Source organism: Flavobacterium sp. KBS0721, from assembly GCF_002007065.3.
Classification (GTDB): Bacteria; Bacteroidota; Bacteroidia; order Flavobacteriales; family Flavobacteriaceae; genus Flavobacterium; species Flavobacterium piscis.
Genome location: NZ_CP042170.1, coordinates 3826289 through 3844088, shown reverse-complemented (window position 1 = coordinate 3844088; position 17800 = coordinate 3826289). Strand labels below are relative to the sequence as shown.

General features: G+C 35.0%; 10 protein-coding genes. 1 reads left to right on the top strand and 9 read right to left on the bottom strand.

The genetic code is table 11. From position 1 onward, the window contains the following. Positions 1-15: 15 nt before the first annotated feature. The 9 genes from B0M43_RS16500 to B0M43_RS16460 form a co-directional block, all read right to left on the bottom strand. Positions 16-852, bottom strand: coding sequence for an STAS domain-containing protein (locus tag B0M43_RS16500; RefSeq protein ID WP_078007261.1), 837 nt, complete (start codon positions 850-852; stop codon positions 16-18). A gap of 194 nt (positions 853-1046) precedes the next feature. Continuing rightward, positions 1047-2774, bottom strand: a complete 1728-nt coding sequence (locus B0M43_RS16495; RefSeq protein ID WP_246860140.1) for an FAD/NAD(P)-binding protein — start codon at positions 2772-2774, stop codon at positions 1047-1049. 45 nt (positions 2775-2819) lie between these two features. Next, the gene (locus B0M43_RS16490; protein ID WP_078007262.1) at positions 2820-3722 is read right to left on the bottom strand and encodes a CorA family divalent cation transporter; all 903 of its coding nucleotides are present in this window, start codon (positions 3720-3722) and stop codon (positions 2820-2822) included. A 479-nt stretch (positions 3723-4201) separates the two neighbouring features. Next, the gene (locus tag B0M43_RS16485; protein ID WP_078007263.1) at positions 4202-5443 is read right to left on the bottom strand and encodes a gliding motility-associated C-terminal domain-containing protein; all 1242 of its coding nucleotides are present in this window, start codon (positions 5441-5443) and stop codon (positions 4202-4204) included. A gap of 26 nt (positions 5444-5469) precedes the next feature. Further along, entirely contained in the window at positions 5470-7989 is a 2520-nt protein-coding gene (locus B0M43_RS16480) for a hypothetical protein (RefSeq protein WP_078007264.1), read from the bottom strand. A 6-nt stretch (positions 7990-7995) separates the two neighbouring features. Further along, complete coding sequence (locus tag B0M43_RS16475) at positions 7996-11265, bottom strand: hypothetical protein (protein WP_078007265.1); 3270 nt, start codon at positions 11263-11265, stop codon at positions 7996-7998. 677 nt (positions 11266-11942) lie between these two features. Continuing rightward, entirely contained in the window at positions 11943-13319 is a 1377-nt protein-coding gene (locus B0M43_RS16470) for an MATE family efflux transporter (protein WP_078007266.1), read from the bottom strand. 124 nt (positions 13320-13443) lie between these two features. Next, entirely contained in the window at positions 13444-14316 is an 873-nt protein-coding gene (locus tag B0M43_RS16465; RefSeq protein ID WP_078007267.1) for an AraC family transcriptional regulator, read from the bottom strand. A gap of 176 nt (positions 14317-14492) precedes the next feature. Then, positions 14493-15035 (bottom strand): cysteine hydrolase family protein, encoded by a 543-nt coding sequence (locus B0M43_RS16460; protein ID WP_078007268.1) that lies wholly within the window; start codon positions 15033-15035, stop codon positions 14493-14495. Positions 15036-15576: 541 nt separating this feature from the next. On the opposite strand from B0M43_RS16460, the gene B0M43_RS16455 reads away from it, so the two are divergent. Then, entirely contained in the window at positions 15577-17757 is a 2181-nt protein-coding gene (locus B0M43_RS16455) for a hypothetical protein (RefSeq protein ID WP_078007269.1), read from the top strand. The last annotated feature ends 43 nt before the right edge of the window (positions 17758-17800 follow it).

Sequence of the window (17800 nt, the reverse complement as noted above, 5' to 3'; positions counted from 1 at the left end):
ATTAATTATAAAATCTTAAACTAATTTTCTTTTAACAACTGTAAGCTGCAACATATCAAATGCTGTTTTAAGAGCGCTTGCAAGCGATGCTTTGGTAATAATACCTGTAAGATCTATCCCTAAATGCACTACAGTCTGCGCTATTTCAGGACGGATTCCGCTAATGATACATTCTGCTCCCATTAATCTTGTTGCGCTTACTGTTTTGATAAGATGCTGCGCTACAAGTGAATCTACTGCCGGAACTCCGGAAATATCCAAAATAGCAATAGAACTTCCTGTATCAACAATTTGCTGTAGCAAATTCTCCATTACAATCTGCGTTCTTGAACTGTCTAAAGTTCCAATAATTGGCAGTGCAACTATACCTTCCCAAACTGTAATAACCGGAGTCGAAATTTCACTGATCTCATCTACTTGTCTTGATATTACATCTTCTCTTCCTCTCATGAAGGCTTCAAAAGTCATAATCGTCATATTGTCCAAAATAGCATTCAACTGCAAATTGGCCTGATACAAGTCCTCAGTATCTTTTATTAGTTCTGAAAGAATTTGCGAAGACGCTTGTTTGAAAGTGGTTAGGTATTGAGCGTTTTCTCTTGGTGAAAAGCCACGTTTACCTCTTGAAGACGAGATTCCAACAATTAGATCTTCTACTTTTTCAAATTCCGGAGAATCCTGAAATCTGCCCTTTAATGTAGCCAGCGCGCTTAAAAAAAGAGAAGCAAATTCTTTTGATTCTTCTTCTTCAACTGCTCCGTCATCTGATCCACTTTCGATTAAAAGCTGAGACCATATTGTTAATAATTTATTTTCGTGCTCTTTCAAGCCTCCCAGGAAGTTATTTTGCATGTGGTATAATTTTGTAATTTTATATAACAAATATAGGGTTTTAAATATTGGGAAATGAGAAATGTTTTATTAAAAAAAAAGCAGATTTTGTAAAACTTCAGGCTTACCTTATTTAACACATAATCGACTTACTTTGATTCAGATTATCAGTACTTTAAAAAATAAATACAATCCCTAATTTGAGCGAAATGTAATTAGCTAATTCCGTTTTCCTCCATACTGTTTATAATGCGCAAAGATGCTGCTTCACAAAAATCCAGTCCTGAATAATCCGGATTATAACCACCAATGTAAGGAACAGCCATAATATACAGGTTTTCATTATATGCGCCGTACTGGTCAATAATTTGAAAATTATCATTAATGGCAATTCCGGACACGTTTAAAAAGTAATTTCCGGTACTGTCTTTTTCTATAGCACTATTGCCTTCTGAAAAAGCCAAATGCCCTATTTCATTGGATTTGAATTTTATTTTAGCAGGTGTAATTGCTTTTTGAGAGCGTAAACTTTTAAAAGGAAAATCAGCATAAGATAAATGAGGCTGACCCACACAATCAACAAAAGTTTTATAATACACCGATTGAGGATTTTGATCCTGATCACAGAAATGATACAAAATTCCGCCACCGTTTTGAGGTTCTACAGTACTTTCTGCACCAACAGGAATAATATCAAGAACGCCTGCATGATGAAGGGCCAGTAATTCTGTACAGGATTTTTGCGGAACAAATGCTATTACAATTGAAATTAAAGGCATCAGCACTTTTTGAAGGCGCTGCATATCCTCGGCTGAAAGGTATTTTGCAGGATGATTCATAGCAAAACTCAATACTGCCAGCATTTCTTTCCAGTACACCGATTGTTGCCTTTTTATGGATTTTTCTGCCTGAACGTATTCTGCTTTTAGAAGCTGAAATGGCTCCAGTCTTTCGCGAAGTTCCATCATTTCTACTACAAAATCTTCAATACTCAGGTCTTTAATCTTGTTGTAAAAATCAGGATCTTTATCTTTAAAAATCTCTTTGAAATCTTTTTGAAAAACAAAGTCTAAAGACAGAAACCCTCCATTATTTTTTCTGTGCAGCTCAATTTCTTCTTCCGTAAGAAGAGAGCTGCTTTTAAGATGGGAATCTTCAAGATGAAACCGAACAGCAGGAAGCATTCCGCTTCTGGAATGCATGATCATTTTAAAGTCCGGACTTTCGGCATGACTTTGAAAGCTTAGATTTCCATCTTCATCTTTTTCAAATGAACCATTTTGTCTTGCGAGTGTTCGTATGGCATCAATCGCAGTTAAGGAAGATCCTTTTATAGCAACTGCGTGATTCAGTTTTAGTAAAAGTTTTGATGGCGGATATGGAGCATCATAATATCCTTTAACTTTTCCTTCATAACGTACTGGCCAATTATGTCCGGTACAGATTACTGCATAATCAAATTTATCTTTATCAGTAACGGTTTCTACCCATACTTCTTTTTCTTTTTCATTGTAACTAATATCCACAACATTGCTTTGGTGGTGCACTCTGGTTACAATTCCGGCTTCATCACCTTGCTGCTGCAATAGTTTAAACTGGTCGGCAAGATAATATCCAAAAAGTAATCTGGGCAGTACTTTATATTCATTAAATTTACCTGAATCAATATTAAATTTTGACAATACATCATCGGGAACCGTTAAGATCCATTCCGAAATTGAAGTAACTATGCCGGGAGTTTCGTTATCCGATATATTGGTTACATGCTCCTCATTTGCTCCTTCATGGCTATACGGCATTCCTGCACCAAGGGTATTTTTTCGTTCATAAATATCCACTTCAAAATTTGATTTACCGGATTCTACCAGTCTTTTATACATAAACAGTCCGCTAGGTCCTCCACCTAAAATTGCAATTCGTTTTTTCATTATTTCCTTTTTCATTTTCGTTCTGTTATCGCTGTTATTTAATATTGTAAACTGTTGCTATCAAAGCCATTTCTTTCTTTTAAACCAAAGAAAAATTATTATAGAAACTAAAACCATTACAAACAAAGAAATGGGATATGCCCAGTAATAATTTAGTTCCGGCATAAATTTGAAGTTCATTCCGTATATTCCTGCTATAAAAGTCAGCGGCATGAAGAAAACTGAAAATACAGTTAATACTTTCATGACATCGTTTGTTTTTCTGGCCGATAAGGAAAGATAAATATTGAGCAATTCTTTGGCATCTTCCTGAACCTGGTCATTGAGCATTAAAAGTTTGGTATGAAGATCATGAACATCCCGAAGCGCCGGAGCTTCTTCGCCTTCTGCACGAATTGAATTTACGACCTCATTACTGAGCAACAGCAGTTTTTTATACAAACTTGCTCTGTTTTTCAGGTAATAAATAGCTTCGATCATATCGGTTGGAATATTTTTTTTCAAAAATAATTTAGATTCATAACCATCTATCTCATTAGATAAATCTATGGCAGGCTGCTCAAAGGAATGCAATGCATCGCGAACAATATGAATTACTATGCCCGTACTTGATTTGACTTTACCTGTGTCAACATATGTCTCCTTTATAGTCGAAATTAAAGGCTGAGCCGTACGATGTACTGTTATGATAAAAGATTCGTTATAAAAAATAGCGATTTTACAGCTCAGCGATTGAACGGTCTGTAATTTTTCCTTATTATCATTGACTACTCTTATTATAAGAAAATGAGTATTATTATGTTCTTCAAATTTAGGAAGATGGTCCGGATCAAGACAATCCAATAACGCGTAAGAATTTAGATTATACTTGGCACTAATACTGGAGAGTTCGTCGCTTGTTGGGTCAACAGCATCAATCCAGATAATCTCGGTATTTTTTATAGTACAAGTAGTTATAGGCATTTTGATTGTTTTTATTATTAGCTAAAGATTGTTATCCTGCACACAATCTGCTTTGTTTGTCTTTGATGTCACTATTTATTATTTAAATATGGTCGTGAGTCAATAAATCATTTAATTCAAAACCTTTTTTAGTCCAACTAAAATTGCGTGTTTTGTTTAGCATTGAGTTGGAAATTCTAAAGATTAAATGTAGTTCTGTCCAAATCAATACACTTACATTTAACTCTTTAATTATTTCAAAATTATAAGTTGGGAAAGTATCGAATTGACCACTGATAAGGCAGAAATGCAATTTATTCTGGAAGTTTTAAAACAGTAGATGATTGGCATAAAAACTCAAAAAAATAGTTCTCATACTTTTAGATGTAGGCAAAAGCAAAATAATTTTGTCTCCACATCGTAACTTGATTTTAAGAGGTAGTTCAAAGGCAACCTTTGTATGCAAGTAAATGTTATTTAGTTAAATACCGAGAGATCAATTAACTCTTGCTTAAATACAAATATCCAGCCTTTTTAATAGTATTGAGTGTTCCGCCAGCTGTTTTTGTATATTGAACAATATAAAAGTAAGTTCCGTCCGGAAGTACATTATCAGGGCTAATGGTTGCTCTTCCATCAGAATAGCCTCTAAAGACATTTCCATTCGAATCATAATTTGCGGTGTCAAATACTTTTATTCCCCAACGGTTAAAAATCTGCACCCTGTTATCAGGATATTTCGTAATATTTTTTATGTAGAAATAATCATTTTTTCCGTCCTCATTTGGGCTAATTGCATCATGAATTTCAACATCGTCATCAACATTTTCTTTTATTCGTGCCAAAGTAAAAGCACCATAACCGGAAACTGAAGCTATTGTGGTAACGCTTTTTTCATTTGCATCTACAATTCCGCCTTCATCTATCCACAATTGTTTGCTTTGATCCCATCTGACAATATGAATAGCATCTTGCGGAGAAGAAATAATAGCGGCTGGAGTAGTCGCTTCATCCCAGCTCAGTGTCAGTATAATATCTGTAGAATTGGTGTTTTTATCAACTGTCCAATATTCTTTATCATCTATAATGGCAATAACTGCAGCGTCTTTTTTATCGTGTGGGTATAATGCATTAGAATTTTCAAAAAGGTAATGGGCATTAAAACTACCATTATTATCTCCCGAAGAAGAAATACTGGCATATCTGAAAAATCCTTTATCGCCAATAGGATATAAAAATCCTTCACCACCGTTTTTAGTGACCTCACCATCAACATGACTCTCATTTGAGGTATGAGTATGCGTAGCGTTTCGCTCAAAAATCATACTTCCTCCAAAATCATCAGATTGTACGATACCTTTACTAAAATCAGCATCACCACTAATATACATTTCGCTATATAATTTAAAAGCGGGCTGCGGATTTATGTTATTGAATAATACATCAAAAAAATCAGATGGTTTTGTGCCTTTAATATCTTGATTCTGAAAACCTTCAAAACGGGTAAATCCCTGAAATAAAGGATCAAAAGTAGTAATTCCGTCGTTGTTGTAATTTCCTTTAAAAATTACTTCACCATTATTTTCGTAATCACCGGTATTTTTGTTGTCGAAATTCCACTCGATGCTAACCAGTGTATTCGGATTTACATGCAGTAAACCTTCATTCACCGTTTGGGCATTTTGTGCATTTGATGTTTTAATCAAAAACAGAAATAGCAGTATAAGAATCTTTGTTTTCATTTTATTCTTTTCTGAATTAATTATTCTTATTTAACTCGTTGACGAACCATGGGATTTGAAACCACCTCGCATCTTTTTGCCGTTACTACAGACACATTGGTTGGAACAGATTCACATACTTGACCACCAGGGTAATTGGATTGCGATATGCGTCGGTACTGATGCGTTACTGTTTGTGCAGGCGGCTGGTAAAAAGAATCAGTAGCTCCGGCTATTGTTGTCCAGCTAATTCCATCTAACGAAGATTCCCATCTGTAAGAAATATTTGTTCCTGTTCCTGCAGAAGCAGAGTTAATAAAAGCTGGTAATTGTCCATTACATACGGTTTGCGAAGCGGCAATTGATCCGCTTGTTGGTAAATCTAGTATCGTAACCGTAATAGTCGTTTTTGGCCCTTCGCATAAACCATTTTCCTGACTTACATAATAAGTAAAAATTCCGGACTGATTTGTTAAAGGAACCGGTGCTATTGCCGAAGAAGATCCATTTAAAGTAGTGTACCATAGCAAAGTATTTCCGGGATCTGCTGTGGCAGTTAATGCTACAGCCGATGCATTCTGGCAATACTGAATCGTTGTTGTGGCCGCAGGAGCAATTGGTGCAGTATTTATAGTTTCTGAAATTGTATTATTGGCCGTATTATCAGAAGGTGTCAGAGGTTCCAAATTAGCACCTGTATAACAATTAGCAGGGTCAGTTGCACAAACATCGGTATAAGAAACAGTGGCAGCGTTTACATAAGAGATAGTACCAACTGCTGGTGTAATAGAATAAGTAATGGGATAATCCGGTTCATAAACAGTACCAAGTCCTGCCAATGTATGATCGTTGTCATCAATAGGAGATCTGGCTACATAAGTATAGGTTGTTTGTCCTGCTGAAGGAGAATCTGGCGTTATAAATTTTGACCATCTTGCTGTAGTAGAGACACCAGAATTATCGAAACCACCTGGAGTTGCACTATCATCATAAGTATAAGTTGACGGAACTGTTTTTGTAACTGCAATACGTTGTCCCGCAGTTCCGATTCTTCTAAACGTTGCAGGCGTTGTTCCTATATTGGCAACTCGAAGTTTAAATTGATTGGTTCCGGTAACACAAAAATTGTTTGATTCTTCTATAGCCACTATGTCAACATTTTCTGCGAGTACAGGTACCGCAACTTCTGCTATGTTGTTTCCCAGATCTTCATCTGTAATGTCTGTTGGAGATACTTCGGCTCTATTGTTCAGGATATTACCTGTCGGAATTTGGTTGGCGGCCAGTTCCCCGGTAATTATAATCCGGCCTGTACTATTGGCCGCCATATTTAATGTTCCGCTAAACTGATTTACAGCCGAAGTGACAGGCAAATTTGTGCCACTTAAAAAACCAGTATGTGAAATGCCAGTAATGGCAAACATAGAAGGTGCAATTTGATTTCCGTTAACATCAGTCAATACATCTGCAAAATCGATATTTTGCAAAGCTGCCGGCGTATCGTTTACCACATCAATATAATATGTAATCTGGTTCAAACCTGAACCAGTAATCGCTTGTAAATAACTTTTATCAGTTTGTTTGGTTATTCGAAGGTTTCCGGGTGTTGTTAAGGTTAAATTACGAACTTCGTGTAAATTGACTCCGGCACCGGTAGAAGCTGCGAAACCTACTGACAATAATTCTGGAGGAGGCAATGTTGTGGTATAATCTACTAATTGAACAAAATCACTATTAAGAGCTGTTTTCCAGCGAACAGTAATGCGATAACCTCCCATAACGGGCTGCATTTCAATTTGAATTCTTCTATAAAAAGTATTATCGTCAGGTCTTGAGCTTACAGTTGTATTATAATCCAGTTCGTTGTCTGTCCAATTTCCCTGAGTAGTAATAGGAACAATGTTATGTCCATTTAAAATAGTTACACCTGTTAAAAAAACATTTGATTGTGTTAAATCAGTATCATTTGTCGGACCACGAAGCGATACGGCATTTGGCCGAATTCCTACACCACCATTTTTTGGACCGAATATGGTATTGGCATAATTTCCTAAGGCATCGAAACCAATACCGATATAACCGCCTCTTAATCCATATGTTATTCCTTCATCTGTATTAGAAGTATATCCTAAAGCACCACCATAAGCCCCCAATCTAAAACCATTTGTTTCTACATCTGCAGCATCAAACAAAAATACCCCAATACCATCGGCACCGTCAAAAGAATCGGGAACGTTTCTCCACATTTTATATTCAAAATCCATTACAACTCCCAGAGTTGATGGAAAGGATTTATTTACATACGCATAACCACCCTGATTCGTAGTAGCATTTGTCAAACGAAGCCATCCTGCACCTAAAGGATCGTCAATTCCTGACGTCAGATAAGCAGTGCCGTTGATTCCACCACTCCCGCCGATAATAACATCCGGAGCAGTATTCTTTTTAAAATCATCCTTAAAAGTAAATTGCGCATTTACTTTAACAATAAAAAATGGAGAAAACAAGGCCAAAAGAATCAGCAGTTTAAAATGATATTTTTTATGATCTGTTGAGTTGACTCTCATAATGTTCTATTTTAATACAAATACAATATTCAAATAAGAAGTCGGTGTGCCTGAGCCTATAATATCATAGGTTAAAATACCATTATCATCAATACTTAAATTGGCAAAGACAGTTGGATCAAAATAGGTAACATAGTAGTAAAGATCAGTGCTATTCGGCATAAATGGAATGTTAACAGGAGCACTAGTACTTTTTACCGTTACGTTTGTAAACTGATTGAGATATTCCTGATATAAATTCTTAGTTAATCCTGCTGTTATTACACTAGTATCGAATGTAATGGCGGGCATAAAAAAGAATTTGGGCATAGCACCGGAACTGTTTTTCAACACTCCGTTTACATCCGTAACAACCACTTTATCAGTAACTGTTGTTGAGGACTGTAAACCTGCAACAGCCAAAGTATTACTAGCATTTGTAGTAATAATTGTTGGCGTCTCTAACGGTCCTCCCAATACGACATCTCCACCTCCTGCTCCCTGAAGACCATTATGCGCATTCACATTAAACAATGTCTGAGGATTAACCCATTGCAATTGAGTAGTTGAACCAGTACCATTGGTCATTAGTATTTGATTTGGAAGACCACTATTTCTGGGAAAAGTATAAGCCCCTTCAAAAACACCACTTGAATTACCAAATATAAAACGTACTCCAAAGTTAGGTGTCGTTGAAATGGATGAACTTTGAGGAGTTAAGCCTTTAGTGTATATTGTTGCAGTTCTATCTTCGACCGCTATAATAGTCAGGTCTAAACTTGGATCCTGATTCGCTACTGACAAATGGGTAGATGGCCGGCCAAGATCAATACTATTTGCCTCTATACTATGGATTTTTCCATCAGGTGCAATAATTGTGGATCTGAAATCTCCATTCACATCCAATTGTTTATCAGCGGTTTGCTTATTAATTCCAACGCGTCCCATTTGATAAATATCATTAGTGTTCAATAGCGCTTGATTAGTAGTTCCCTGAACAAACCATGGTTCAATTGCTAAAGTTGTTTTATCGGCAAAAAGAGCTCCATCGGTACCTGCAGTAATGGCATTATTTGCATTAGCCGAAACTAAATTTATAGGAAGATTTGACGCGTCCTCATTAGTATAAGATAAAGCCCCAGCAGAAAGACTCAACGATGTTATAGTTTCATGCTGCTTAATTAACGCTGTAATATTTAAAACTGTCGAAGCTCCATTTTCATCAATATAAGTAATAGTCCCCGCTGCAACATCCTGAGAAATTGAGGTCAAAGTCTCAAAATTCGGAATCATCGTTGAAAGATTCAATGCATTGGCAACACCATCTTCATCATTATAAGTCAAAATTCCGGTTGTCGGATCAAAAAGAGCTGAAGTAAGTGTTTCATGCTGTTTTATCAACGCTGCAATATTTAAAACTGTCGAAGCTCCATTTTCATCAATATACGTAATGGTTCCGGCTGTTATATCCTGAGAAATTGAGGTCAAAGTCTCAAAGTTCGGAATCATTGTCGACAGATTCAATGCATTGGCAACACCGTCTTCATCATTATAAGTCAGGATTCCAGTTGTGGCATCAAAAGTTGCCGAAGTCAGAGTTTCATTTTGCTTGATTAATGTTAGAATGTCCAAAACTGTCGAAGCTCCATTTTCATCAATATAAGTAATAGTTCCTGCTGCAACGTCCTGAGAAATTGAGGTCAAAGTCTCAAAATTTGGAATCATCGTTGAAAGATTCAATGCATTAGCAACACCGTCTTCATCATTATAAGTCAAAATTCCTGTCGTTGCATCAAAAGAAGCAGATGTCAAAGTTTCATTTTGCTTGATTAACGTAAGGATATCCAAAACTGTCGAAGCTCCTTTTTCGTCCACATACGTAATGGTTCCTGCTGTAATATCCTGAGAAATTGAGGTCAGAGTCTCAAAATTCGGAATCATCGTCGAAAGATTCAATGCATTGGCAACACCGTCTTCATCATTATAAGTCAAAATTCCTGTCGCCGCATCAAAAGAAGCAGATGTCAAAGTTTCATTTTGCTTGATTAACGCTGCTATATTTAAAACTGTCGAAGCTCCATTTTCATCAATATAAGTAATGGTTCCTGCTGATATATCCTGAGAAATTGAAGTTAAAGTCTCAAAATTCGGAATCATTGTCGACAGATTCAATGCATTGGCAGTTCCTGCTTCATCATTATAAGTCAGAATTCCTGTCGACGCATCAAAAACAGCTGAGGTTAGCGTTTCATTTTGCTTGATTAACGTAAGGATATCCAAAACTGTCGAAGCTCCTTTTTCGTCCACATACGTAATGGTTCCTGCTGTAATATCCTGAGAAATTGAGGTCAGAGTCTCAAAATTCGGAATCATCGTCGAAAGATTCAATGCATTGGCAACACCGTCTTCATCATTATAAGTCAAAATTCCTGTCGCCGCATCAAAAGAAGCAGATGTCAAAGTTTCATTTTGCTTGATTAACGCTGCTATATTTAAAACTGTCGAAGCTCCATTTTCATCAATATAAGTAATGGTTCCTGCTGATATATCCTGAGAAATTGAAGTTAAAGTCTCAAAATTCGGAATCATTGTCGACAGATTCAATGCATTGGCCGTTCCATCTTCATCATTATACGTCAGTAGACCAGTTGTTGCATCAAAAACAGCTGAGGTTAGTGTTTCATGCTGTTTGATTAACGCTACAGTATTTAAAACTGTAGAATTGCCCTTTTCATCAATATAAGTAATAGTTCCTGCTGCAACATCCTGAGAAATAAAAGTAAGAGTTTCTACAAATGGAACTATTGAAGATAAATTTAAATTTGTTGTCTGCCCTCTTTCATCGATATAAGTAAAAATATTGGTGACAGGATCAAATGATGCCGAAGTTACAGTCTGATAATCATAAACAATTTTTGCAATATCAATTGTCACCGGAATACCGGATTCATTAGTATAGGTTATGGTTCCATTTCCATTATCAACAAGATTAGTAATAGTTTCAGAGGTGCCCAATCTTATCCATTTATTACTATACCAATAGTAATATCCCGGCGTAACATCTGAGTTGGTTTGAGTATTAAAAACTAAAAGACTATTAACATTGCCATTAGAAATTGTCGTGATATCTGAAGTGCCATTTAAGGCAACTCTTGGAATCAGTATTCCTTTATTGTTGCCAACAATATCCAATTGTGAAGATAAATGAGGAGCTGGTGTTCCTATCCCCACCTGAGCTTCAGCCTTTACAAAAAATAGTAAAAATAATAAACCGCTTAATAGTAGTAGTCTTTTCATAGTCAATCAAAATTTAATTAATGATTATAAAATTTAACAAACTCCTTTAAAGTAATTTTTGTTAAAATGTTATCGGTGAAAAGCGTGTAACTTTCTATTTAATTTTCAAGATCGTAATTAAATAGAATTGGTGGATGTATTACAAATGATAGAAAAAGTGCGTGTAGAAGATGTATGTTCTTTTGAATACTACAAAATAATATAAAAAAACTTATTTTTTAATAATTTTAACAAGAAACTCACCTCAATTTAAATTTAAATAATAAAATAATACAAATTTAACATATTGAAATTGAATTACATAGCTAATATTTTCAAAAATATCAGCTAGACTTGGGTTTTCAAACAAGATTTAGGATTAACAATAGTTTCTAATTAATATTAAGAGAGTTCATTGAACTTGAGAAATCTTCCTGTTACAAATTAAACTCAACTTTTTACTACCAAGTAGTTTTAATTATATTAAAGTTTAAGAAGAATAAAAACGTATTATATTAATCATTTAGAGCTAGTTACTATTGATAAAAGAGGTCAAAAATTAGCATTTTTATTTCTTGAGGAAATCGTGTAGAATAGATAGAAAAAAACATAGGAAATTAAGGGCTTCAAAATTAAAATTTGATCCCTTCTCTCCTTAATATTATAAATTATGTACAATAACTTTCTAATATTGATTGTTAGTTTTCAGATTTTTTCCAATTGTTTTCCAGGGTTTTATTCATTACATATCTGAATCTTAAATACAGTAAACCAGATGATGTTAACAATCCCAGCGTCAGTCCATACCAGATTCCCTTTACTCCTGCGTCAAAATAAATTCCTAAAAAATAGGCTGCCGGCAGACCAATAACCCAATAAGCAACAAAGGTTATGAAAGTTGGAATATTTACATCCCCCATTCCTCTTAATGTGCCTAGTCCAACAACCTGTGTACCATCAAAGAGCTGGAATAGTGCGGCAATTATCAACAATTGAGAAGCAAGCGCCACAACATTTGTATCATTTGTTATTAAATAAGGCAGATATTGATTAAAGAGTGTAAAAATTACAGCAAAAAACAGCATGAAAATAATTACTAAATGATAGGATGCATAAGCAAAACTCTGAAGTCTTTTATAGTTTTGATTGCCAAAGCTATTTCCAACTTTAATAGTAGCAGCTGATGCAATTCCACCTGCCATCATGTACGTCATTGCGGCAAGTGTTATTGCTGTCTGATGCGCAGCCTGTTCCATTGCGCCTATATGACCTGCCATTAAAGCAGCAACGGCAAATACTCCAATTTCAAATACATACTGCATCGCTACAGGCAATCCTATTTTTACCACTTTTGCCATTTTTGAAAAATCAACAAACTTAACGGAGAAATGCTTTAGATAAACGCTAAAATTCTTTGATCGAAGTACATACCACATCATCACCAACATCATTAAAACCCTATCTATCAATGTTGCAATTCCTACCCCGCGAACTCCCATTGGTTCTATACCAAACATTCCCTTTACCAAAATCACTGCGATAATTACGTTAAGTACATTTCCCCATATCGTTATAGACATAGCCTGTTTTGTAAAGCCCAGTCCTTCTGCAAACTGTTTGAAAGTTTGAAATATCATTAAAGGCAGAATAGACAAACTTAAAATAAGTAAATAAGGTTTTGCCGTTTTTACCACCATGGGATCCTGGTCTGTGTGCTGTATGGCAAACATAGAACCATAATATACTGCTAAAAAAAGAAAAATTGCAGCTGCGACATTCAGCCATAAGCTGTTTGACAGAAGCTCAGCACATTCCTTAAAATTTGATTTTCCATTTTCTTGTGCAATTAATGGTGTTAATCCGTAGGCAATCCCTAATCCAATGACTAAAACTACCATGAAAACAGAATGAACCAGCGAGACTGCCGCTAATGATATTGTTCCTGCATAATGACCAATGATAACTGTATCGAGAGTCTGTACAAGGGTATGCCCCAACTGGGAAATTACAACAGGTCCTGCAAGTGCTATTGTACTTTGGTAATATATCTTATTGGATTTGTATTTTTTGATCATATTAAAAATTTTACTGCCCTGAGGCAGATTGAAATGTAATGCAACTGCTGTGGTCTAAAGTTTCATTAAAGTAAAGCAATTCTTTTGTTTTGGATTTTTCTTATTCTATAACAGCCTTAAAATACTAGGAAAATATACCATTTTGGTAATCTGATAGGAACTGGCTGCTGGTTATTCCTGTCTGATTTTTAAAAAATCGCATCATATGTGCGGGTTCTGAAAATTGAAGATCATAGGCAATCTCAGCAATAGTCTTTCCGGAATGTATCAGGTCGTTTTTTATCTCAAAAAGCAGCCTTTGTTTCAAGAGCTCCGTCGCCGTAACATTAAACTGCTTTTTCACGCAAGTATTAATTGTTATTCTGCTCACATTCAATAAATCTGCATAATGATCAATTCGCTGCTGCTGCCTAATATGTATTTCCAGTAACTGTTTAAACTGGTAAGCAAAGTTATTTTCTGTCCTGTCAATCGAAAGATTGTTTGTTTCAGCGTATATTCTGTTAAACTTCAAAAGCAGGTAGTATGTAAGTGACCGAATGATATGAATGCTGTCTGTTTTGCTGTTAACAAGTTCATATTTAATTTCCATCAGCTGATCAAGTGCTTTTTGAAGTTCTTCCCTTTCCATACTAATTTGTAAAGGATAACTCAATTGATAGAAATACAAAAGGCGGTAAGTAAAGAATTTGTCTGAGAAAAAGTCATTAAGAAAATTTTCCTGAAAAACCAGAACTGTAAAATCCAATCCCTCTTTCTCTAAAGCCCATTTTCTTTTTTGAAAAGGAGAAATAAAAACAATTGTATTGTCCGTTATATTGATTTTCTGCTGATTTAAAATCAGGGTTCCTTTGGCAGTTTTAAAAAGCAATATTTCAAAAAAATCGGTATTAAAAGTATCACGCTCCAAATACTTCTCACTCAGCTTATCGCTGTGCAATACATTAAGAAGCACTTCAACACCGCATTCTGTTTTATGAAATTTGACTGTTTGCATTTTGTTTAATCGTAAACGAATTAAAATCCGTTTTATTTACGTTCTTTAAGGGAGGATTGAATAGTATAATTATGGCAAATTTACAACTTCATTTACAAATTACCTTCAAAACAAAAAAATGAGCCATAATAATTTACAGCTCATCTTATAAAAAGGGGTTTCTTATTTACGCTTATCTATGACAGCAAATACTCTTGTGTTGTTGTAATTTTTGCATAAAAGAATTCTAAAGCTGCCAAAAATGCATTATGGACATCTTCTGCCTTTACCGTTTTACCATCAATTTCTAAATCTCTTGTAGCGCAGGCATCTCCAATTACTGTACATTCAAAACCAAAGTCAACAGCAGCCCTTGTACCGGCGTCAATGCACATGTGAGTCATCATTCCCGCGATTACCAAATGTGTAATTTCATTTGACCGAAGATATTCTAATAGATCCGTGCTCCTGAAACTATTAGGAAACTGTTTCGTGATTACTTTCTCTCCTGACAGCGGTTTCACATTTTCATGAATATCTACTCCTTTTGTTCCCGAAACAAAAAAGGGAACGCCTTCTGCTGATATATGCTGCACATGAATAATCGTTCCATTTTGTGTTCTAAAATGCTCTAGGAGTTTCTTAGCGTTTTCACTAGCCGCAACAGGATTTACAAGTTCTAATGCTCCGTTTTCAAAATATTCTTTCTGTATATCAATTAATAATAATGCCTTATTCATTTTAGTTTTTCTTTAAAATTATATGGGACAAAATTAAAACTTAGAGTAGTGTTAACAGATGCCAAAGCATTACCAATACATACCATTTTGATAAGCGGCGATATTTATGTACAGTATTCGCTATTCACTAAACCCGCTCCTTTATGGTTTTTGTATTAATTCTTTATTTAAAATTAAAATATTCGAAAATTGACTCTCATGTGGTCCTTTTATAATTATGTTCAATCTACTTACAGAGCTATTATTAATGCTTTGGAGATTACCTTTTTTGGCATCAACTAAATCTTCCTGGCAATTATTATCTGAATATCCGGGAAACTAAAGCTAAAGTAAAATCATGTAAATCATTGGTTTAATTATATAATCTTTTGTGTGTTAGGATGATGAAATTTGTTTTAAAGGATTTAATAACATCTATTTTATTATTGATCCTTTTAATTTTCATTTTGAAGGAGCGATTCTTTCAATAGAAATTTTCAGATTTTTTTACTCTTTACAATATTAGAAAAAAGAATATTTTATCAATTTAAAATTTATCATTATGCATAAAGTTACACCTTGGGGCGCAACAGCTCAGGAAGACATTGAAAATAGTGAAATACTTTTAGAAAGAAAAATTCTTGATTATACTTATCAATGCTACAATACAGGTGATTCTCTTTGGATTGTGGCTTTACTGCCTGACAATGGAAAAATAGCTTTTAGGGCAGCATTTGCAATGAACAGTTGTTTTGAAGTTTCGAATCTTTTTGAGGACAATGAAACCATTACTATTGTACTAAATTCCAGACTTGGCAATTATGAAGTCCGTATTGATTTTCCGGATCCAACAACAGCATTATTACATTATAGTACCACTTTTACTGCAAATACGGCATTAATGATTCCGTTTTGGCCGAGAGATATTATGCCTTTAACTCAAAATGGCAGTATAGAAAATATTTACGGCAAAATTCATATGGAACAATTTGGATCCCGATCCGGATTGCTATTTGCAAGCATTACAAAACCTCAAACAGGATCGTTTTTTTATTTTCAGAATCTTACTTCATTGTCTGAATATTGTGAAGTGACACAAACCGAGTCAAAAAATACGGTTGGAGGAAACTGGCCTGAAATTGGTTTCCAACTTCCAATTACAGATAAATTACCGCTTCCGGCAGGTAAAAAATTCACAATATCAGATGCTTATATAGTTCTTGAAAATGAAATATTCGTGGAAACAGCGCCTATTTGTGAACACTTTTTAAATAATCTTGTCAAGATTTATAATGTGCTGCAACAGCCGGCCATTGAATATCATAACTGGCCGGAGATAGCGGAAAAAGCTGTCGACGATTTAAACCGAAATAAAGGCGCATGGACGCAAACAAATGGATTTCCTTATCTAAATGCCTATTTATGTGATTACGATACACCTGCTGAAAGTATGGTTCAGCTTGCTGTTCTATCACCATTTAAGGAATTTGAAAAATGGAGTGGCAAAAAATATCCTATTTATGATGATCTAATGAATGGATTGCCTGCCTTTTATGATTCAAAAATAAACTGTATTAACAGATGGCTTCCTGCCCTTGCCGATACACTCGACCAGTCTGAAGAACAAAAAAAGGAAATGGTAATGGATTCCTGGTACTTGCATCATCCTTTAATGAATTTGGCAAGACTGGCTTTACATGGAGACAAAAAAGCCCGCAAACTCGTACTGGATTCTATTGATTATGTTATAAAAGTGGCACATCATTTTAAGTATACCTGGCCTGTATTTTATGATATGCAAACTCTTGATATAATCAAAAAAGAAACAGCTCCAGGCGCAGGTGGAGAAAGGGATGTTCCTGGTGCTTACGCACACTTAATGCTGCTTATTTATAAATTAACCAAAGAAAAACGCTATCTGAATGAAGCAGAAAAAGCCGCAAAGAAATTAGAAGCATTAGGCATCGAGATTTTGTATCAGGCCAATAATACTGCCTTTGCAGCCGGTGCATTATTAGAATTGTATAAAATTACCCAAAATAAGCTGTATCTGGATATAAGTTATACCTGCCTCGCCGGATTATTCAAAAATGTACAACTTTACGATTGCAAATACGGTTATGGCAAAAACTACACTAATTTCTTTTCCATATTTCCCCTTAATGATGCGCCTTATACCGCAGCATACGAAGAATTAGAAGTATATGCTGCTTTGTCAGAATATTTTATTCAGGCTAAAAATGTTGAAATTTTACCATCGTTAAAAACCTTAATTCCGGAGTTTATAAAATATGCCGTAAATCGAATTGCTTATTATTATCCGCCCAAACTGCCTAAAGAAATGCTTTCTACAGAAGTAAAAACCGGCGAATTGCAGCCTGATTTGTGGGTTCCTCTTGAAGATTTATACAATGGCTGGGAAAAAAGCGGACAGGTTGGTCAGGAAGTCTATGGCGCTGGGATGGCTTTTGGAATTGTACCCAGACAATACATCAAAATCAATGACGATTTTCTCGTTTTTATCGATTATCCTAATCAATACAACAAAAAAGAAAAATTAATTACGCTAAAATTAGATGGCAATAAAGATATGAGCTGTAATTTGAAAATTATAAAACTAAATAAATCCAGCATTAACATAAAAGTAATTTATAAGAAAGCAATACTTAAACCTTTCAAAAAAACGGCAAAAATGCATGAATATAAAATTTCAGGCCAAGGTTTAGTAAAAGTGCAATGGTAATATTTTGACGAACCTAAAGCATTTATTAATCAGACTTGTATCA